The sequence below is a fragment of the Limibacterium fermenti genome (genome assembly GCF_041902845.1).
Lineage (GTDB): Bacteria > Bacteroidota > Bacteroidia > Bacteroidales > Dysgonomonadaceae > Limibacterium > Limibacterium fermenti.
Genome location: NZ_CP159486.1, coordinates 1,707,726 through 1,727,884 on the forward strand (window position 1 = coordinate 1,707,726; position 20,159 = coordinate 1,727,884).

At 41.3% G+C, this 20,159-nt stretch carries 19 protein-coding genes; 17 read left to right on the forward strand and 2 right to left on the reverse strand.

The features are described from left to right. Window positions 1–149 precede the first annotated feature (149 nt). The 14 genes from ABNK31_RS07675 (at window position 150) to trmD (ending at window position 14,812) form a co-directional block, all read left to right on the forward strand. On the forward strand, window positions 150–1,106 hold the full coding sequence (locus tag ABNK31_RS07675) for a hypothetical protein (protein WP_418895078.1): 957 nt from the start codon (window positions 150–152) through the stop codon (window positions 1,104–1,106). Continuing rightward, window positions 1,093–1,314, forward strand: a complete 222-nt coding sequence (locus tag ABNK31_RS07680; RefSeq protein ID WP_418895079.1) for a hypothetical protein — start codon at window positions 1,093–1,095, stop codon at window positions 1,312–1,314. Before ABNK31_RS07675 ends, ABNK31_RS07680 begins: the two co-directional genes overlap by 14 nt. A gap of 471 nt (window positions 1,315–1,785) precedes the next feature. After that, a complete protein-coding gene (locus tag ABNK31_RS07685; protein ID WP_418895080.1) occupies window positions 1,786–1,953 on the forward strand; it encodes a class IIb bacteriocin, lactobin A/cerein 7B family in 168 nt (55 codons plus the stop codon). Between the two features lie 16 nt (window positions 1,954–1,969). After that, window positions 1,970–2,173: a hypothetical protein gene (locus tag ABNK31_RS07690; RefSeq protein ID WP_418895081.1), complete on the forward strand. Its 204-nt coding sequence runs from the start codon at window positions 1,970–1,972 to the stop codon at window positions 2,171–2,173. Window positions 2,174–2,801: 628 nt separating this feature from the next. Then, window positions 2,802–3,659 carry a hypothetical protein gene (locus ABNK31_RS07695; RefSeq protein ID WP_418895082.1) on the forward strand — a complete coding sequence of 286 codons (858 nt, stop codon included), beginning with the start codon at window positions 2,802–2,804 and terminating at the stop codon, window positions 3,657–3,659. Between the two features lie 170 nt (window positions 3,660–3,829). Further along, entirely contained in the window at window positions 3,830–4,771 is a 942-nt protein-coding gene (locus ABNK31_RS07700) for a hypothetical protein (protein ID WP_418895083.1), read from the forward strand. Between the two features lie 686 nt (window positions 4,772–5,457). Beyond that, entirely contained in the window at window positions 5,458–5,562 is a 105-nt protein-coding gene (locus tag ABNK31_RS07705; protein WP_418895378.1) for a class IIb bacteriocin, lactobin A/cerein 7B family, read from the forward strand. A gap of 59 nt (window positions 5,563–5,621) precedes the next feature. Beyond that, window positions 5,622–6,605, forward strand: coding sequence for a hypothetical protein (locus ABNK31_RS07710; protein WP_418895084.1), 984 nt, complete (start codon window positions 5,622–5,624; stop codon window positions 6,603–6,605). Next, window positions 6,586–7,269 (forward strand): ATP-binding cassette domain-containing protein, encoded by a 684-nt coding sequence (locus ABNK31_RS07715; RefSeq protein WP_418895085.1) that lies wholly within the window; start codon window positions 6,586–6,588, stop codon window positions 7,267–7,269. Before ABNK31_RS07710 ends, ABNK31_RS07715 begins: the two co-directional genes overlap by 20 nt. Window positions 7,270–7,702: 433 nt before the next feature. Continuing rightward, the gene (locus tag ABNK31_RS07720; RefSeq protein ID WP_418895086.1) at window positions 7,703–8,242 is read left to right on the forward strand and encodes a type II CAAX prenyl endopeptidase Rce1 family protein; all 540 of its coding nucleotides are present in this window, start codon (window positions 7,703–7,705) and stop codon (window positions 8,240–8,242) included. 265 nt (window positions 8,243–8,507) lie between these two features. After that, window positions 8,508–10,793, forward strand: a complete 2,286-nt coding sequence (locus ABNK31_RS07725) for a carboxypeptidase-like regulatory domain-containing protein (RefSeq protein ID WP_418895087.1) — start codon at window positions 8,508–8,510, stop codon at window positions 10,791–10,793. Between the two features lie 232 nt (window positions 10,794–11,025). Then, window positions 11,026–11,340: a siderophore-interacting protein gene (locus ABNK31_RS07730; RefSeq protein WP_418895088.1), complete on the forward strand. Its 315-nt coding sequence runs from the start codon at window positions 11,026–11,028 to the stop codon at window positions 11,338–11,340. A gap of 258 nt (window positions 11,341–11,598) precedes the next feature. Beyond that, on the forward strand, window positions 11,599–14,082 hold the full coding sequence (locus ABNK31_RS07735; protein WP_418895089.1) for a TonB-dependent receptor domain-containing protein: 2,484 nt from the start codon (window positions 11,599–11,601) through the stop codon (window positions 14,080–14,082). Between the two features lie 52 nt (window positions 14,083–14,134). Next, window positions 14,135–14,812 carry a tRNA (guanosine(37)-N1)-methyltransferase TrmD gene (trmD, locus tag ABNK31_RS07740; protein WP_418895090.1) on the forward strand — a complete coding sequence of 226 codons (678 nt, stop codon included), beginning with the start codon at window positions 14,135–14,137 and terminating at the stop codon, window positions 14,810–14,812. A gap of 323 nt (window positions 14,813–15,135) precedes the next feature. On the opposite strand, the gene ABNK31_RS07745 is transcribed toward trmD, so the two are convergent. Further along, a complete protein-coding gene (locus ABNK31_RS07745; protein ID WP_418895091.1) occupies window positions 15,136–16,245 on the reverse strand; it encodes a type II toxin-antitoxin system HipA family toxin in 1,110 nt (369 codons plus the stop codon). Next, entirely contained in the window at window positions 16,229–16,558 is a 330-nt protein-coding gene (locus tag ABNK31_RS07750; protein ID WP_418895092.1) for a helix-turn-helix domain-containing protein, read from the reverse strand. Before ABNK31_RS07750 ends, ABNK31_RS07745 begins: the two co-directional genes overlap by 17 nt. A gap of 611 nt (window positions 16,559–17,169) precedes the next feature. Between ABNK31_RS07750 and ABNK31_RS07755 the strand changes: the two genes are divergently transcribed. From ABNK31_RS07755 to ABNK31_RS07765, 3 genes are read left to right on the forward strand one after another with little or no spacing between them, the layout of a single operon-like run. Continuing rightward, entirely contained in the window at window positions 17,170–18,393 is a 1,224-nt protein-coding gene (locus tag ABNK31_RS07755; protein WP_418895093.1) for a site-specific integrase, read from the forward strand. A 23-nt stretch (window positions 18,394–18,416) separates the two neighbouring features. Next, entirely contained in the window at window positions 18,417–19,754 is a 1,338-nt protein-coding gene (locus ABNK31_RS07760) for a site-specific integrase (RefSeq protein WP_418895094.1), read from the forward strand. Continuing rightward, the gene (locus ABNK31_RS07765) at window positions 19,751–20,107 is read left to right on the forward strand and encodes a protein-tyrosine kinase (RefSeq protein WP_418895095.1); all 357 of its coding nucleotides are present in this window, start codon (window positions 19,751–19,753) and stop codon (window positions 20,105–20,107) included. The genes ABNK31_RS07760 and ABNK31_RS07765 overlap by 4 nt, the downstream gene beginning before the upstream one ends. Window positions 20,108–20,159 lie beyond the last annotated feature (52 nt).

Genomic DNA, 20,159 nt, shown 5'->3' on the forward strand with positions numbered 1-20,159 from the left:
AAATCACCTCTTCAAAAGGTTATATAACTTGCATGCTTATGGATTTCACGCAATAAATAATCTTTCTCCGTTTATCATTATTTAGTTATACAAACACCTTGGGATATAAGAGTTTTACTAATGAATGTATCGATATAATAAATGAAAATATGAAAATCAACTTTTTATTATTTGCATGCTTCCTATTCCCCATTTCTTCGGTATTCTCTCAACAGCCGTTTACCGTTGAAGTAAAGAATTCAGTGCAAGAGGTTTTGTCCTATGCTGAAATATTCATTCCTCAAAAAACTCATAAAGTTGGAACGAAAGAAGGAACACTTGCTTTTCCGGAAGATCTTATTCAGGAAGGAGATTCCATCATTGTTCGCTATTTAGGATATGAAACAAAAAGAATAGCAGTGAGCCGTGAAATGATAAATGCCGGATATTGTGAAATCTTATTGGATGAAAAGCCTTATCTTCTCGAAGCAGTCGTCGTCAATCGGAACGATTTAAATGCGGAGGCTTTCTTTAAAAAGAAAAAGAAGAAACTATTGCTGCCTTATTTCCGTGATCATTCGTTTCTTGTCGATTTTGACTCTGTGGTTTCCGGCGATTCGACTGTTGCCGGACAGAAAACCGGATTTTTTCGCGACGCATATGTTTCTATAGACAGCATCGGATTAAGCTCAGATTCAGTTGCCAATGAATTGGTGTACAAAGGACTGAAAAGAGGATATGAATTGAATTATCTTTTGGCGGATATCTTTTGCCATGCGAAATACCGGAAAAGGTTTTACTGCGATTACAAGGGAAAAAGAGACGGATTTGATCTTTGGAGCTTTGCGATTCGTCCGGGGAAAGGTGATTTGTGGCGTTTATCGCTTGGTGATGAATTCGTTTGCATGGTGTCGCTCGATGAGAAGGGGTATATTGCCAACATCGAAGCGCAATTAACAAGCCATTCCAATAAATCCGAATCGTATATCCTCAACACGGATTATACGCTATTTCGAGAAAAGATCGTCGCTTCCCGCTCTGTATTTAAAATACTCCCTAACGCGGATAACGATGAAGCAAAAGAGTGCGTCATCGTTATGACGTTCTCCGGCTTTGGGAAATCATAGGGGGGGGGGAGGATATTTATTTACTTCCATGCTATATGCTAGTAGAGAAAATATCTTTCGCAAGGTGGGCGTTAAAAACATCCTCGAATCCACTGAACATCCCTATGATATCGGCCGGATGGATTCCGTTGAATATTATAGTTGCCCTTTTGGCTGGCCCGGGCGGACTCTTGCCGGCGCCAAGTACTATATCGGCGGCATCAAGTGAACCGCTGGATGGCCCAAGTGTCGTTCTGTCGGCGTCAAGTGTCTCGTTGGATTGACCAAGTGTCATATTGGTTGTGCCAAGCGAACTACTGACCTGACCGAGTGTCATACCGGGGGGATCTTTTTCAGTCCTAACCGGACAAAGTGTCATACTGGGAGCCTCTTTTTCAATCCTGACCTGACCAAGTGTCATACTTGCTGTGTCTAGCGGAGGTCTGACAGGCTCGAGTGTTCTACTGTCGATGAAAAGTGTCGGCTTAAATACTCCCGAACACGGATAGCAATGAAGCAAAAGAGTGCATCATCCGTAGGGCTTTCTCCGGCCTGGGGAAATCACAGACGGGGACATATTTTCTGCTTCCGTGCAAGTAAACTGTACGGAATGCCTTTACCTTTGTGATGTAAATGAAAAAGTGCACAAAATGATTTATAATAAACATTTTAGTATGAACAAATTAAAACGTATTTTTGCATGAAAAATTTGAAGTTCGACGAGCTTACTGCTCAGCAATTGGAAAATATTTCAGGAGGTCTTTACCCAATTACGGAAAGAATTTTGAATGCTATCGGAGCTTTAGCAGCAGAAATGAATAATAAAATGCACGAAGACCCATATTGGTGGACTGCTTTCTCACATTAATGTTTCAATAAAACAAATGAATTACAAGGCATATTTGAAGATATTTTATATTTTAATTGTCGCATGGGTAATAGTGCATTCTTGTAATATTTTTATTATATTTCAGGAAACAGGTACAATTGATTTTTCTCCATTAAAAATATGGGGACCTTGGGCAATCACAGCTATTTTTCTTTTTATACAACAACTTATTCGCGATAAATTTAAAAAGAGAAAATAGTAATTTATCAATTTGGGATTCAAAATCTTTTAATGTATGAAGTGATTGAGGAGACTGTTTAATTACAGTCTTCCTCAATTTTAAAATAGGCTTATGGTAACTCGCACACCAATCATACTGTTTTTTCTATTTCTTTCCTCGCTATTGTCAGCACAAGTGAAGATAATGGATGCAACAACTAAAGAGCCGGTACCGTTAGCTCATATTTTCACCAGTGATGGAAAATGAATATTGGAATAAACCGGAAAAGTATAAGATCCCCCGATAGATCCGAATTTCGAAAGACGGTTTGGAAAATCGTTAATCATGTATTAAGAAGTGCGAGGGCGATAGTTTTCTATGCGGATTGCTTTTGATAATATTTTAGAATATTGAGTGCGGACATAAAATACAGCCGCTTACGGGAAGCTTTTTATTATGCAAACCCATTTGTGTTTCAGATAGAAATAGAGATCAAAATCCTTCCGGATGCGGAATTGGAAAACAATTATGCCGGAAGTTGTATTTTTTTGCTTCCGTGCAATGAAAGTGCACGGAGTACCTTTACTTTTGCTATGTAAATTAAGATGTGCACAAAATGATTTACAACAAACAATTTTAATATGAACAATTTAAAAACTATTTTTGTATGAACAATTTGAAATTTAATGAATTCGCAGTATGGAATTGGAAAATGTGGACGGGGAATTTGGGAACAAGGCATAGTAGATCAGTTCCATTATTTTTGATCCTAATAGTATCTTTAACAGCAAGTTGCTATACTGATAATGGATTGCAGCAAAAATTAGAAAATCAAAAATCGACTACTTTAAAAACAATTGTAGAAAATGCTTTGACAGCAGATCCTGCTTATCAAGAGTTGAAAATTGACAATTACAAGAAAGCGGTAAGGATTGAGACATTAGATTATGAAACAGGGGAAAAAACTGTTATTTGGGACTGTATTGAAGTTGGGAGCACTTGCGATCCAAATGTAAGGAAAAAGCAGGATGTAGCGCGGCTCTTGTCTAATGAGTTATTAAAAGAACAAATAGACGAAGGAAATATAATAATAGAGAATGGAATTAATTATATTTTATTGAAGGATAAGTCCGAACATCCTCTGTTTTTTCAACAAACCGAAATTCCTATTGGATACGAGGATCTTCCCAAAACGAAGATAGTGAATGTTAAAGAATATGAAATTAATAAGAAAGAATATACACTGAAAGCGGTAATTGATGAAGAAAGGGGAATGTTAACATGCCCGGAAGAAGGAAATGATTGTAGAATTGGAAAAACAAGCATTACCTCCAATATATTACAAAAAAATAATTCACTGGCTTTTAATATTATAGGATTATTTGAAAGTACGTTCCCAGAAAAAAGTATAGTTGATGGATTCCGTAATAATAAATACACTTTAACTTCATTCAAAAATGGATTTATGATACAAGATAATGATACCGGAGAGTCCCTCTATATAAAAAATATAAATATAGATTAATCATAACATAGTGGTAATTTTCAAGATTTATTCATCAATATCTTGAAAATTGCCATTTTAACAATATTTTTATTGATCAAATTATGCGGATGTTATTTTTTATATGTTTATCAATTTTCATAATTATATTCACTCTTGCTTCATGTTCGACAAAGTCGACTGAATATAAAGTGACAATAGTCGAGAATACTTTTAATTCATCTAAAGTAAAGGGTGTCTATGTTAAAAATAATAAAAAAATAAGATTTAGGTCTTTATATTCAAACAGTGATAATGACCTTTTCTTTTCATTTTTTATAAATGATTCCATTTACGCCAGATATGATTTTTCAAAAGATTCTCTTCGTTTAGAAGAATTACCTTTGTCCTTAAAACTATCAGAAAAAGGAGGTCTTTCTTATATAAATGACGAATATTTATATATAAATGAAAACGATAATATAATCAAAATAGGAGCTAATCAAAAAGTGGATACTATTTTTAAAGACGTATTATCAGAAAACGAATTCTATAAACATTCTTTCTATGATGACAATATAAAAGTTTACAATGATTCTATATATTTTCAATATGGAAAGACCGGAACCATTTCTTTAATAGACAGTATGTCCACCATGCTCATGTGTAATGGACGATGTGAAAGGATATTGCCTTATCCCTCATATTTCTTTACTAATTATATACATTATAACGGATTAGTAAGCACAAAGTATAAAGATAAAATATATTATACTTTTCAGACATCAAAATATATTCAATCATTTTCCATGGATAATGGTTTTGTCAAAACAATCAGTCTTCCCTATGCTGAGAAATATCTATTATTTAATACGAATAAGAATACGGATATCTTATATATAAAAAAATATTCTGAACAAACCGCATTCAACTATAGGTTATTCTGTTTAAATAATAGGGTTGTTCTGTTAACAAGAAATACGAGCGGAAAAAAGAAAAATTTTAAGTTTCTTGTTTATGATAGTGATTTAAATTTTTTGGGGGAAAGCATCTTAAATGAGCATATCCCGCCATATAACATTACAAGCGATAATGAAAAAATAATAATTTTAGATATTTATGAAGGAAAGATTTATAACTTGTTTTTTAATTAGTCTATTTGCGATAACGATACCTTCTTGTTTGAGTAGAAAGAGTAAAGAAATCGTATTTTCTTGTGATATGTGCAAAGGTTGTGTCGAATCTGCGTTGTCATATATCAAAGAGAAACAAATAGATAAAGAATACGTGATATATTTAGATTCAAATTGCCTGAACGACTATAATATATTTATTTATAAAGATATTAAATATAATCAATTAGATAATGAAGACCTTATTAAAAGGTATGGCGAATTTGGAAATTTTATATTGATTGATAGTTTAGGAAACACTACAGAATTTTTGACAGATATGAAGCTATATGATTTGATAAAATGAAGCTAAGCATATCGCTCTCTCAGGCGCTTTATCTGCTCGTTTCGGTAATGGAAGAGGAAAAATACAACTGCATATACGTGGAATAAGGTGTAAAATGTTTTTTAGGCGGAGCCATGATGTGTATTATGCAACCCCCTTTGTGTTTCAGATAGAAATAGAGATCAAAATCCTTCCGGATGCGGAATTGGAAAAAAATTACGCCGGAAGTCGTATTTTTTTGCTTCCGTGGAAGTAAACTGCACGGAGTACCTTTACTTTTGTCATGTAGATGAAGATGTGCACAAAATGATTTACAACAAACAATTTTAGTATGAACAATTTAAAACGTATTTTTGCATGAAAAATTTTAGAATTTAACGAGCTGAACGCTCAAGAATTGGAAGAAGTGGAGGGAGGAATAGTTCCTCTTGTTATTGCAGGCATAATCCTGATAGGATTAATTGCTTCCACACAAAAAGCTTACTAATTTTTATTGTAGGAGGATAAATAAAAAGTTCTCCTGCATTTTTATAATTGACTTCACTTGTGTTTCATCAATTACGGCTTATAATACAATTAAAATGGGTGATTTTCAAGCGGCAGCTTAGGGAAATCCCGCCTTTATACCTTATCCTTTTAGCGGCGCTCATTGCGGCTGCCGCCTGTGTGTTGATTAAAATGGATGTGAGGGTGACGTACCGATCGCTATCGGTGGCCGCTATCGTACAAATACTCCTTTGCGCGCAAATACCATGGAATATCAGTAAACAACTGTACCTGAAACAATATTCATACCTTTCAGGTCTTTACAGAGGAATAAATTATTCCCTTTTATCTCTCCCTTTTCTATTGATCGATATCCGCTTTTGGCTCGTGGCTCTGTGTACCGCAATAGTATACACGGCTTTTGCAAATAGCACGATATTGAAGGGGATATCGAAAATGCGCCCCATTATTCCTTCGCCTTTCTTTGTAAAAAGCAGTTACCTGTGGCATTCCCGCCAACGTTATCTGTTACCTTTGATATGGGCGGGGATGATTCTGATAGAGATTATTGCGCATTCGGCAGGGAATTATAATCTTGCCATTGTCGTCCTGGTGACGGGGTCGTTCATTGCATTTATGATGACGATCATGCAGTACGAGAAAATCGATTTTATACGTATGTACGCGGACGCATCTCGTTTTATGGCGCATACCGCTATGGAAATCATGGTGAATACCGCTGTATTTATTGCCCTACCCGTGTTGTTGATCATCGTCTTCTTCCCGCAAGCGTGGCAAATTACATCAATAGCCGTACTCATCATCTTTCTCATGAACATTCATTTTTTATGGATGAAGTACGGATTTTATCCGTCCGAAGTATTGAGCGGTATTCTGACGGTTGCGGGTCTCTTTATCCAAGGGGCGCTGGCGGTAACCGTTTACGGACTTATCGCGTTACCGCCTTATTACTATATATTGTACCGGCATTGCAAAAAAAACATTCATTACCTCCTGGCAAATTATGAAGCAATTGATCATTGAATCCTTATCGAAATCTTACGGGCGAAAACCGGTATTTGCGAATATCGACTTATGCTACCGCTCCGGCACCGTTAACGGCATTATCGGCAGCAACGGAGCAGGAAAAAGCACCTTTCTCAATTGCATCGCAGGTTTTATTCCTTACAGCGGGAAGATATTCAAAAAGAACATACGCACGGTAGGACTGCTCACGGCAAATCCGTATATGTTTCCCCGCATCACCGGTTATGAATTCATCGAGTTTTGTTTGTCGGCAAAAAACAGTAAAACAGATAAACGGCGGCTGCAAAGGTTAAACAGTCTCTTTGAGTTGCCTCTTGCACAATATGCCGAAGAATATTCAACCGGCATGCTCAAAAAATTACACTTGCTGGCGTTGCTATTGCAGGACAACGACCTGTTATTGCTGGATGAACCGTTTAACGGATTGGATGCCGTTTCATCGGCCTATCTGGTGGAATTATTAAAGGAACTGAAAAAGCAGGATGCTTTTATTTTTATTTCATCGCACGATGTCAACCGGTTGATTCAATTAGCCGATACGTTGACCATCATTGAAAACGGAACGGCGTGTTTGAAGCCGGATGCATTATCGGATATTGAAAAAGAAATCCAGGAAGCGGCAAGGGAAAAAGTGAAAAATATTTTTTCAAGTACAGAATAATAATTCATATTCCCACTTTCATCCTTTCAAAAGAAAGCTTTTACATTATTAGAATCTGTTTAAATTTATTTCGCGATTCAAAAAAGAAACTTTTTGAAGGCTAAGAATATTTTAATTACAGCCTTTCGTAAGAAATTTAAACAGTTTCTTAATTTTTCCGTATAATGATTGTATGCAGGCAAGGCAGAAAAAGGCTAACTGCAATTCGCGGGAAGCTTTTTATTATGCAAACCCCTTTGTGTTTCAGGAAGAAATAGAGATCAAAATCCTTCCGGATGCGGAATTGGAAAAAAATTACGCCGGGAGATGCCCGAAAATTAACTATTAAATATCTGGAATCAACAGGAGATTATTGGGGAAGTTACGCTCCATCGAGTCCTCTAAGATAGTTCTCAATTTTGTTAAAATTTACTATATTCACAACTGCGACATAATGGCGAAAAAAAGCATAGCACATATTATTGAAATAAATATCGACAGGTTAGCTAAAGCTAATCTGTTTATATATTCTTTATCTTTATGTGCGATCATTTATTTAATAAGGATTTTTTTATTTATTATAAAGCGAGTCTTCTTGATTCCGGATATCGAGTTTCGTGAAAGGATTGTAAATGAAAATTTAACGATAACAGTAGATTTAATTATAGATACCTTGATTATTGCACCACTTGTAGAAACACTGGTATTCCAAACTCTTTTCTTCTATTTCTTTAAAAAATTCAACATTCACAAGTGGATAATTGTACTCTTATCTGCAATTGCTTTTGGCGCTTATCATAATTATTCCATCTTTTATATGATCCATACAGGCATAACCGGATTTGTATTCATGTATATGTATATCGTGAGGGCGGAAATGGATAATAAGCCTTTTCTATCCACTGCAACAGCGCACTTTACGTTGAATTTAACGATAACAATAATCATAATTGTGGCTCATTTATTCAAAAACCAGATTTTCTCGAAAATGTGACATATTCCTTTTTTATGTCTGCTGTGATTGTTTTAGTATTAATTCTTAAAGACAACCGCAATAAAATAAAATAGAAAAGAATGCATATATTTGCATTTCGATTTTATTCCGTTAAAAGTACAGTTACTTTTTAAGGGCGAGTATCATTTTAAGCAAATACGCCGATGGAATTAATCATAAGACTAGTTTTTTCTAAGAAATAATGCGAAATCCGGTTCATCAATCTTATTGTTGTCTTTTATTTTTATTACTGAATAGCTTTTTCATGGCAAATGCGCAGCATCTTGTCAAGGGGACAGTTGTGGATGAAAATAACCGACCGCTCCCTTCGGTAAATATCTTTTTGGAATCATCGAAGAAGGGAACAATCACAAATGCTAACGGCGGGTTCTCCGTTAGCACTCATTTATCGGAAGAAGAGTTGACGGCTTCGTTTGTCGGATACCGGTCTTTTCATGTGGTAGTTACGCCGGCAAATAGTGTCCTGCATATCCGGTTACAACCTTTACCGGTGGAAATCGACGAAGTGATCGTAACCAATCTTACTGCTGCCCAACTGCTACGGAAAGCGCTCGCCAAAATAAAAGACAATTATCGGCAAGAACCTTTTTTGCTGAAACTATTTTATCGCGCCCGCCTGGAGGAAAACGATTCGGTGAAATACATCGAAGAAACGGCTTTTGATATTATAAAAAATTATGACGATCACGCGAAAGACCGCTATTTTCTCAGGAAGAACCGGCATTTTTGGATGATAAACAACTACAGGGGATTTTTAAAGGGTACGGGTGTAACAGATGGGGTTAAGCAGGCCCGGAAGCTCTTCGACAGTGGATTTTTCAAGAAATACCGGTTGAATTATCTGCCTTCGACCTTCATCGAAGACCGCCGCGCGTATGTCATAGAGATGACAAAGGGTGATGCTCCGGAGGGCACCACCGGAAAACTGTATATCGATGTGGAAGATTTGGCTTTTGTCCGTATCGAAATATACGACGAAAAGGGGCATGAAAGCATTTCTCAATATAAAAAGGTCAGCGATAAATACTACCTTGTCAGCGGAAAACGAAAATATATCAACCGGAAATTGGGACGTACGATTCCCGCCACCGGCGAGTTTACCGTCACGGAAATCATCCATCCTTTCGCTCCGGAGGATATAGAAGGATACCCGATCGATAGAGAGGATATATTATCGCAATATGCTACGCAGGATGCGGACACGGCATTCTGGGAAGATCATGCGCACATATTGCAGGACGAAGATGTTTCGCGGCTTTTAAAACAGCCCGATTTGCGTAAAGAGATATCTTTCCGGAGCAAACCTGCGGTGGATCCGTCGGATACGGCACAATATGCTTATTTTATAAAGAGGCTTTATACGCCCCAACTCGCTTTCCGTTTTTCTTCGGATGGCTTGAAAGATTTTTCATCGCTTAATTTCAATTTATTGTCTATAAATAATTGGATAAATAGTGAAATACATACACGAATGCGGAATTCTATTTTCCAATTTTCGGTATCGGCATTGTATCATTCGTATATAATGGCGCCGGTGGAAGAGACCCTTTCCGAAAACTTATTCCTATCGTTTCACGGTATCCGCTCGCGAATGATTCCGACTCTGTTTAACCGGTATAAACAACCTTATCTTTATCATGTGGATGATAACGCGATGAGCACATTTAAATCTGACAACTATACGGCATTTATGCGTCTGCATACCGTCCGTGACGAAGGCCATTATGTAAGGGCTTTTCAAATAGAAGAAGCGTTGGCAAAAACAGACTTGCGAAACCACAATAATTTGTTGGATTATTTGATGATCTATGCGATGGACTTGTTTGTGAACCGTAACGCTATCATTTATTCACCCTCCTTAAAAGATGTTTCTCCTATAGATAAGAAGGAATGGGAGCAACCGTTGTTGATCGACCGGAAGAAAAGTTGGGTGAAATACTTGTTCGAACAGGATGCGGTTTACGACAGGCATATTACGCGACAGAATCTCACGGATGAAGAACAACGGTATTTGAAACGGTCGTCGTGGTTGTCGTGGATAAACTTACTCTCTCCGCAGATGTTCGGTATCCCGAAATTTCGATTGGGCGCGAGAAATAGCGTAACATTTAGTTTGAATTATCTGCGTGTGCCATTCGGTGAGATGTTCGGCCAAAATATATGGTTGATGCATCATTACGGTCAATTACATGGCATTTTCGTTAAACAATACAGGAATTTTGATAAAACGACATGGGGTATAGGCTATAAATTATATGACGTGCAATTATCCCGCAATTTCTATGCGACAAGTTCGTTGATAGCATGGCAACAGCCGACGGCGTTTGCGTTTAAGACGGATTCTTCGTTCTCCGGTTTCTCTATCAATCAATTATTCGAGTATCAATTGTTGCCTGACAAGTATACCAACCGGAATAATCTTTCGCTTTTTCTCGGTTACGACTATAAAACAAAGGGATATATGCCCGAAAGTTATTACCTGAACCCTCATTTTCAAGTCAAGGCGGGATTGAAAGTCCGTTTGAAGTAACGGCATGGAATATCCCATTAAAAGGGGACAAAGGTATCGGGTTTATTAATAGGTCTTTATGATGGGGCTATTTACGCCCGCACTTCTCGGCATTTATCAGTACCCTGTTGTGAAACTTTTGCCCGATCCGGCATCGGCGCTATTGTCCGGAGCCGGGTTTAATATTGCTTATCTGATATTCTTTCTCCTTTTGTTTGTGTTGTTCAGGAAACGATTAAAAAATAGTTGAGTAATGAAAAAATTCTTTGAAAATACGCGTAAACCTACAAAAAGTTGGGGTGGAAAAATGATGTTGAAGATCATGAACGCGGGAGTTTATCTTCACGGTAAAGGCATTGGCTCTCGCTGGGCAGATGCTCTGGAAAAAGGGGACGAAATAAAATTGATCGGTCCCGGCGGTTCGTTGAAATACAAAGTTGTTTTCTTCTATCTCACGGGAAGGGTTAAGTCCATCCGGGCGGTAAAAGAATTTTTGATTTCAAAAGGTATTTCTCAAAAAAAAATAAAGACGGAACCTTATTGGAATGAAGGGAAGGAAGGCCTGTAGGTCGGTTCATTTGCTGATTGTGTCGGTCGGAATGGCGGAAGAATCGACAGGAGCAGGAAGTGAAATGCATATTCTTGCCGCAAAAGAGTTTCAATAACAGCCTCGTTTCGTTAAACGCGGTAGGGGGAGCGTGTTTAAAAACCTAAAAATAGAGAGGCAACCCACTTCTCTTTACTAAATTATCGTAATAGCCTATTTATTCGGGAATCTGTTATAATAATATTATGTACTTTTGGGGCAATAAATTCAATTGCTAAAATGAAACAAACACTTCTGGTGGCCATATTCTGTCTGGTCGGAAATGCATTATTTGCTCAAAGAACAGGAACGGTAAAAGGCCAGGTCACTGTAGAAAGTGACGGACAACCTCTCTCTTATGTGACCGCTTCGGTAGCGGTTACCGATAAACCCGACGCTTCCGTTAAAAAATTTGCCACCGACGAAAAAGGAAACTTCTCCGTCTCTCTGCCGGCGGGAAAGTATCTTATTACCTTTCAGTTTATGGGCATGGACAACCGCACGGTTCCGGTAGAGATTACCGGCGAGTCACCTATCGTTGATTTAGGAAAAATTGAAATGACGGAAAGTTCCGTCGAGTTGGGCGAGGTGAGTGTAACGGCTCAACGTCCGCTGGTGAAAGTGGATATCGATAAACTTACCTACAATGTGAAGGAAGATCCTGAGGCTCCTACATCGAGCGTATTGGATCTCTTGCGAAAAGTCCCTTTGGTGACCGTAGATGCCGAAGACAAGATTCAAGTGAAAGGTTCTTCGAGCTTCAAGATTTATCTGAACGGGAAACCTTCCAACATGGTGACGAACAATCCCTCGCAAGTCCTTAAAAGCATGCCGGCCAACAGCATTAAAGATATTGAAGTTATTACCGACCCCGGCGCCAAATACGATGCCGAAGGCGTGAGCGGCATCATCAACATTATTACCGATAAGCGCGTCGACGACGGCTACTCGGGTTCGGTAGGAGCGAATGCCGATACGAACAAGGGATACGGCGGCAACACGTACCTGACGTTAAAATACGGTAAGTTCGGCTTTTCGGGCAACGCCGGTTATAATCACCATGCAAGGCCGGCTTCCGAATCGTCTTTCGAGCGTGAAGACCGATCGCCGAACCCGGAGAATATGCTTACGCAAAAAAGTTCGGCTAAAAGTGACGGTAACGGCCTTTACCTCGATGGATCTATCAGTTTCGAACCCGATACGATGAATTTGTTCAACTTGTCGGCGTCGCGTTACGGGGGAACGTTCAATTCCTTGTCCGACCAGCTTGCCCGCTCTACCGGTGCGCGTACCTATTCCTACGATCTCCACAGCCGGTCGGTGTCGGAGTATGGCGGCATTAATCTTTCAGCCGACTATCAACGGAGTTTTAAAAAGAAGGGCGAGATGCTCACCATGTCGTACCGTTTTGAAAAGAATCCGAGCGGCAGCGAATATGAAAGCGAATATAATCATGTAGAAGGAGATTTTTATGAAGGTAACGGCCGTAAATTGGAAGATGGTTACCGCCTGAAGAGTGTAAACGATCCGAGGGGAACCGAGCATACGGCGCAAATCGATTATGTCAATCCCCTTCATCCCAAACACGAACTGGAAGCCGGACTGAAATATATCTTCCGCGATAATATCAGCCGCGGCGAATACACGTATTATGATGTGCAGAATGCCGCCTGGTTTGACGACCCCAGCCGTAAAAACGATCTCGACCACGGTCAGCGCATTGCTTCGGGATATGCCGGATACTTTTTCAAAACCGGTAAAATCGGCATAAAGACCGGATTACGCGGGGAGTATACCGATCAGAATATTCATTTTATGAGTGCAAAAAACGATACGACGGTTCAAACGCATTTCTTCGATTTGGTGCCGACGCTTACCTTTTCGTATCAGTTGGGCATGACGCAGACGGTGCGCTTAGGTTATAACATGCGCATTTCGCGTCCCGGTATTTGGGTGCTCAATCCTTATGTCAACGATGCAAACCCTTCCGATATCAGTTACGGTAATCCCGATTTGGATTCCGAGCAATCGCATAACTTCAATATCAACTACGGCTCGTTTTCCCAGAAAATCAATTTCAATGCCACCCTGTCTTATACGTATACAAACAACTCTATCTCTTCTTACAGCTTTGTAAAAGATGGCGTTACAAATAATACCTATGCCAATATCGGTAAGAATCAATATGTGGGGTTGAATGTGTACGGCAGTTGGTCGCCCTCGCAACTCCTTCGCACTTACTTGAACGGAAACATCGGTTATACCGATTTGCAAAGCAACGAGAATAACAGTTTGCGTAATAGCGGTATTTCGGGACAAGCGTTTACCGGATTGACCTTTACTTTCCCGAAAGAATTCAGGTTGTCGGCTAACGGCGGCGTTTTTTCCAGTAATGTCGAATTGCAGACGACGCAATCAGCCTATTATTTTTACTCATTGAACGCGACCAAAAGTTTTTTCGACAAGAAACTCGATATCGGTCTTTCCGCGAACAATATCTTCGGTAAATATCTCCGGCTTAATTCGACGACGGAAGGAGAGGGATTCCGGCAGAAGAGCATCTATAATATCCCTATGCGTACCTTGCGGTTAAGCATCACTTACCGTTTCGGAGATTTGAAAACGTCGATTAAGAAGGTGAACCGCACCATCTCCAACGATGATGTGAAAGGCGGGGAAAGTTCTCAAGGTCAAGGAAACGTACCGGCAAGCGGCTCCAACTAATCTGCTAATTCGCTAATTTGCTAATTTATTAATTTGCTAATTATTAATTCGTATGCGTATCGATATTCTCAGCGTACTTCCCGAAATGATTGAAGGCGCCATCCATTCATCCATATTAAAGCGAGCCCAGGAAAAAGGATTGGCCGAGTTTCATTTGCACAATCTGCGCGATTATTCCACCGACAAGCACCGGCGGGTGGACGATTACCCGTTTGGGGGAGAGGCGGGCATGGTGATGCAGATCGAGCCGATCGACCGAGTTGTTTCGCTGCTGAAATCGGAACGCGACTACGATGAAGTCATTTTCACGACGCCCGACGGCGAACAGTTTAGCCAGTCGCTGGCGAATGAACTTTCGTTATACCGGAACATCATCATTCTGTGCGGCCATTACAAAGGGGTGGATTACCGGGTGAGGGAGCATTTGGTGACGCGTGAAGTCTCTATCGGCGACTATGTGCTGACCGGCGGCGAGCTTGCTGCGGCCGTCATTGCCGATGCCGTGGTGCGGGTTATTCCCGGTGTGATCGGCGATGAGCAGTCGGCACTGTCCGATTCGTTTCAGGACAATCTGTTGGCGCCGCCTGTTTATACCCGTCCGGCCGAATACAAAGGGTGGAAAGTGCCCGATGTGCTGCTGTCGGGGCATGAACGCAAGATATCCGAATGGCGCATGGAGCAGTCGATGGAGCGCACCCAACGGTTGAGACCGGATTTACTGAAAAGATAAAAAAATAAAGATTGAGGAGAGATTGATTTTAAGATTGATATCGTTATAATAATAAAAGTATCGTTTGTCGTCTACCCGCTACGGAACGTCTCGCAGTCATTCATTAGTGTCTTCCACACATAATGAAGTGTTTCCAAGACATTCATGAATGGCAATTTGCCATTTCGTTATGACTCGCAGCCATTCAATAATGACTCAGACACATAAAATTATGACTCAAAGACATTCCGTAATGGCTCGGAGACATAAATGTATGCTCTCAAGCCACTTCGGAGTGTTTCCGGGACACTTTCGAGCGGAATGACGTCTTTTGATACATTAAATTACAGGTTTACGAACCTCGACGACAAGATTTCACTGCAACGTTCGAGGAGCTCACCGATGATCGCCATACCCTTCCGACGGGGAATGCGGATTGTTTCACCCACAATAAGCATATCTTCCACATCCGGCAGGCCTGCATTGTTTACCGAAGTCGCATGCTCTCCGTTGTATCCCTCTGTGTTGCGCGTCAAGTCGTAAGCGGGGGACAAAGTCCATCTTCCGTCGCGGCAGATAAAACTGAAGTTTTTGGCATGGTCGTCTTTGTTTTCGGCCAACACGTTGAATACCATACGACGGAACATTTCATCTACCTGTCCAGAATCTTGTGTAAGAAAACCGGTGAGATGCAGCAATGTTTTGTAATCAAGTTTGGGATGGTGAATGGATTCATTGAGCAATGCTCCGGCAGTTGCTATATGTAAGTGTTCTCCGTTTTCTATATCAAAACGCTTTGTGGCAAAGTATTTCCCTTTGAGTAGCTTGAAGTCCGGAACTTCTATGCCGCATGCACGCGCGATTGTATTATAGTGAAATTCTGTTTCACCCATATTTTGAGGATCATAGGTGTGGCGGAATTTCACGAGCCACGCTCCTTCGTGGTCATGGTATAAACATTTTGGACGGCAACCGCCGGAATTGCCGCTGTTAAAATAAAGCACCTCCGCACCGGTGTCTGTCTTTTCGGAAAATACGTCCAGCGCCAATTGTTGCAATTGATCTAACTCCTGAAAAACTTTCTCTTCTCCGATGTATGTTTCGGGAATATATGATAACGCTCCCATCCCGGATGTCCCGACAATACTTAACCGCTGAAGAGGTGTCAGTGTGGCGTCGTCAATTCCCCGCTTTCTTAACATACGGTGTAAAAGGTAGCGTCCATAACCATCCGGCAGACTGTCTTCAAAAATGCCGAAGTTGCCCCAAAAAGGCTCAGTCTTGGCAATAAACAACTCTTGCCTTAAAGGCAGATCCAGCGGAGAGAGCGAAAATCCCGACAATAGCCACTCCTTGTCATACTGGAATGCACATTGCCGCTTATCGGGAGTCATGGTTAGTTCTCCTACCTTACGACTGTGATACAAAACGGATAATTTATTTACTTCTTTCATTGCGGCGGCCCCTTTTCCGTTGTTTGTTCTTATTGATGGTCTCCAACTCCTGCATCGTGTCATAGAGCGGCACCGAAAGTAACCCTTTTACCTCTTTTGCATGGCCCAATGCTTTGGCCAAAGCCACGTAAGAGAGCAAAGAAATTGTGTGTTGCCGTTCAAATTTAGCAATCGTCGGTGCCGGCACCCCGCTTATTTCGGAAAGAGTGGTGCGCGATAATCCTTTTTCCAAACGCCGTTTCTGAAGATTTTGAGCCATGAGCTGCATAATGTCGGCGGGAGAATCCATGTCGAAATCATAAATCAAATGCATACAATAATATCCATTAATGTGTAAAAATAGAGATAATAAATACGATCATATATGTTGCAAATATAACAGAATGATTTGAATTTAGCAAGCGTGTTTGATAAAATATACGATAAGTCTGCACATCGCCACCCGCATCAACCCGTGAAGTTCTTCAACACCAAGCTCACGGGCGACCTGCTGCAACGCATCGAATAGAGAAAAAAAACTACAAATGTATGTAAAATTTCGCATATATTGGAAGAATACGGATTGATAAAGTAAGTGTTTGATAGGTAAGTTAGTTAGGTGTTGTTCCGCTATATTCTTCCAATATGTGAAAAAGAAGAATAAAGCGGGGTTAAGCGAAAGTTCTGCTACTTATCCGTTGCCTTTTTGGACTGTCAGAAAGCAGCAGGATAACATCCGGAACAACCTCTTAAACACGGCCTACACTATCAAAGAGCACTCGTTTTTCTTCTAATTCCGGACAAAGATAATCCTTTTTTTCCATGCCAACGGGGAAAAGTGGGTTTTGTCGCTGAAAATCGGGGTTTCTTTCCCCGTTACACCATGTTTTGAATGGTTTCAAATAGCTCTGTATCAGTTAATTTTGTAATTAATATGAACAGAGTATGAAACAACAAGTAGAGGTGTCGTTCTACCTGAAAAAGAACGAAATGAAAGAGGACGGCAAGTGTCCCGTCATGGCGCGGCTCAAAATCGGCAAAACCGAAACCACGTTCAGTGCCAAAATAACTGTGCCGGTATCTTTATGGGCTGCCGGCCGTGCAACCGGGAAAAGCCATGCGGCAGCCGGGATCAACGCACAGCTGGACGCTTACAGGGCATCCGCCCTGTCGCATTACAAAGAACTGCATGCCGTCAGGATCAAAGTAACCGCCGAAGACGTTAAAAGCGCCCTGCTCGGCATGGCATTCGGGCAGGAAACCTTTGTCTCGTATTTCCGCAAGCACAATGAGAATTTCGATAAGCGGGTCGGCGTAAACCGTTCGGCAAAAGCGGCCTATTCTTATTGGTACGCTTTGGGGCATCTTGAAAAATTCCTGCAAAAGAAATACAGGCTGTCGGACATCCCGTTTAAGGCGCTTGATAAATCCTTTATCGAGAGTTTTGATTTTCACTTGCGTATAGAATCCGGGTATTCGCCGGGGACGATTATTGAGATAACGACCCGCCTGCGTATCATTATCAATTATGTGATCTGCGAGGGGATTATTACACACGACCCCTTTGCAGGTTATAGCCCGGAACGCCCCAGGTCTGTGCAAAAATACCTTACCCGTACGGAACTGGACAAACTGATGACCACGCCGCTAACCTGTCCGAACCATTACCTGATCCGCGACCTGTTCCTCTTTGCTTGCTATACGGGCATGCCTTACAGCGATATGTATAAGCTGACCGACGAGGATTTAACCCTCGCTGAAGACGGGACAGTATGGATCAGGACGACACGCAAGAAAAACGACAATTCCTATGAAATCCCACTGATGGAACTTCCCCTGCAAATCCTTGAAAGATACCGTGGAATAGCGTCAAAAGGACGGCTACTGCCGATGTTCAGTAGTTCAACGATGAACGACGGGGTGAAAGCTATTGCCCAAACGTGCGGTATCGAGCGGTGGGAACAAATGGTTTTCCACGTAGGGCGCCATACTTACGCCTCCGAAATAACGCTTTCGCAGGGAGTCCCCATTGAAACGGTAAGCCGGATGCTTGGACACACACGGATAACGACCACCCAGATCTATGCGAAGATTACCGACGACAAGATCGACGAGGATATGAAAGCCCTCGACGAGCGTATCGCCGGGAAGTTCCAATTTGCCATTTAATAAATACTTAAAGTAAATTTCTTATGGAAACAATGAATAATAAACAGGAAAAACGGCGCAGTACCTTTGCCGTCCTCTTTTATATCAACCGGACAAAAACTCGTCAGGACGGCACATGCCAGCTACTTTGCCGTATAAGTATAGACGCGGAATCCGAACAGGTCGGAACCAAAATATCGGTCGATCCGGACATTTGGGAGCCGCAGGAAGGCAAGGCCGCCGGTAAAAGCCGCAATGCACTGGAAGTGAACAAGGCCATTGAAAAACTGACTGAAAAAATTACCGGGCATTACAAACAGATACAGGAAAGCCTAGGTTTTGTGACGGCGGAACTTGTCAAAAATGCGCTGAAAGGGATCGCCCAAAAGCCCCTCACCCTGATGAAACTTTTTGACGAACATAACAGGGAGTTTAAGAAACGTGTCGGCGTTGACCGCGTGAAAGAAACGTATGAATATTACCTGCGTTCTTACTCTTTGCTCTCCGAGTTTTTAATGAAGGAATACAAAACGGAAGACGTTATGCTCAAAAGCCTGAATATGTCTTTTATGGACGCTTACGACCTTTGGTTGCGTACTGATAAGGGCATGGCACAATCAACACTTTCCGGCCATATCATTATACTTAAAAAAATGACCTCACGGGCTGTCAGCCAGGGAACGCTCAAACGCGACCCGTTTATGGCCTTCCACCCCGAACAACCGTCCAAAGTGAGCCGTCACTCAAAATTAGAAGACCTTGAACGGCTGATGCAATGCCGGATTGAAAACCGGACATTATGCCGCATCCGCGACTGGTTCGTGTTTTCAACCTTTACGGGATTGGCTTATGCCGACTTGAAAAGGCTCTCCACCGAGCATCTCAGACAAGCCGGGGACGGTAGCTGGTGGATTCACATTAAACGGAAGAAAACCCAAACGGATTGCCCGATCCGCCTGTTGGAAATACCCCTGCAAATCATTGAAAAATACCGCCCGGAACGTACCGGCGACAGGATATTCAACATATACAGCAGGACTTATGTGTGCAAAATGATACATGGACTGGAAGAAGCATGTGGAATAGGCCGGATAACGTTCCATCAAAGCAGGCACAATTTCGGGACACATGTTACGCTCTCGCAGGGTGTCCCGATTGAAACGGTAAGCCGGATGATGGGACATAAAAGCATTACTACCACACAGATATATGCACAAGTGACGGACACAAAAGTAGATGAGGACATGAAACGGCTGAAAGCGCGGACAGTTTCGGATAAGGTGTCCTTGTACGAAGACGAAACGCTACGGGCGGGCATCCGTTATCCGGTAGAAAAAAAGGCAAGCATTAATACTCAACCATTAAACAACGTATCAGTATGAATACAACATCCATTACAATAAAAGAAGGACGGGTAACGATCCGTCCGGTAGCGGGAAACGTCTGGCTCACACAACACCAGATCGCCTGCCTTTTCGGGGTTTTCGTGTCAGCCGTAGGCAGCAATATACGGTCAATCCTGAAAAATGAAGTATTGCGGGAGGAAGAAGCCTGCCGCCATCAACAGGCTGGAAACGGCTGTATGCTAACGCTCTACAACCTGGAAATGATAACGGCATTGGCTTTCCGGTTAAAATCACGTGAGGCGCAGCAATTCCGCCGGTGGATCATCGGGCAGGCTGTCCACTCCGCTGTCCTTTGGAAAATTCCGGGTATGGGAGCCATGCTGAATTAAATCCCATATATCATAAAACAGGAAACGACCCCGAAAAAGGGTCGTTTCCTGT

What these genes read in the sequence shown, in the direction of transcription:
- ABNK31_RS07675 (WP_418895078.1), top strand. Translation starts at nt 150, where the DNA reads ATGAAAATCAACTTTTTATTATTTGCATGCTTCCTATTCCCCATTTCT.
- ABNK31_RS07685 (WP_418895080.1), top strand. Translation starts at nt 1,786, where the DNA reads ATGAAAAATTTGAAGTTCGACGAGCTTACTGCTCAGCAATTGGAAAAT.
- ABNK31_RS07690 (WP_418895081.1), top strand. Translation starts at nt 1,970, where the DNA reads ATGAATTACAAGGCATATTTGAAGATATTTTATATTTTAATTGTCGCA.
- ABNK31_RS07695 (WP_418895082.1), top strand. Translation starts at nt 2,802, where the DNA reads ATGAACAATTTGAAATTTAATGAATTCGCAGTATGGAATTGGAAAATG.
- ABNK31_RS07715 (WP_418895085.1), top strand. Translation starts at nt 6,586, where the DNA reads ATGAAGCAATTGATCATTGAATCCTTATCGAAATCTTACGGGCGAAAA.
- ABNK31_RS07720 (WP_418895086.1), top strand. Translation starts at nt 7,703, where the DNA reads ATGGCGAAAAAAAGCATAGCACATATTATTGAAATAAATATCGACAGG.
- ABNK31_RS07725 (WP_418895087.1), top strand. Translation starts at nt 8,508, where the DNA reads ATGGCAAATGCGCAGCATCTTGTCAAGGGGACAGTTGTGGATGAAAAT.
- ABNK31_RS07730 (WP_418895088.1), top strand. Translation starts at nt 11,026, where the DNA reads ATGAAAAAATTCTTTGAAAATACGCGTAAACCTACAAAAAGTTGGGGT.
- ABNK31_RS07735 (WP_418895089.1), top strand. Translation starts at nt 11,599, where the DNA reads ATGAAACAAACACTTCTGGTGGCCATATTCTGTCTGGTCGGAAATGCA.
- trmD (WP_418895090.1), top strand. Translation starts at nt 14,135, where the DNA reads ATGCGTATCGATATTCTCAGCGTACTTCCCGAAATGATTGAAGGCGCC.
- ABNK31_RS07745 (WP_418895091.1), bottom strand. Translation starts at nt 16,245, where the DNA reads ATGAAAGAAGTAAATAAATTATCCGTTTTGTATCACAGTCGTAAGGTA.
- ABNK31_RS07750 (WP_418895092.1), bottom strand. Translation starts at nt 16,558, where the DNA reads ATGCATTTGATTTATGATTTCGACATGGATTCTCCCGCCGACATTATG.
- ABNK31_RS07755 (WP_418895093.1), top strand. Translation starts at nt 17,170, where the DNA reads ATGAAACAACAAGTAGAGGTGTCGTTCTACCTGAAAAAGAACGAAATG.
- ABNK31_RS07760 (WP_418895094.1), top strand. Translation starts at nt 18,417, where the DNA reads ATGGAAACAATGAATAATAAACAGGAAAAACGGCGCAGTACCTTTGCC.
- ABNK31_RS07765 (WP_418895095.1), top strand. Translation starts at nt 19,751, where the DNA reads ATGAATACAACATCCATTACAATAAAAGAAGGACGGGTAACGATCCGT.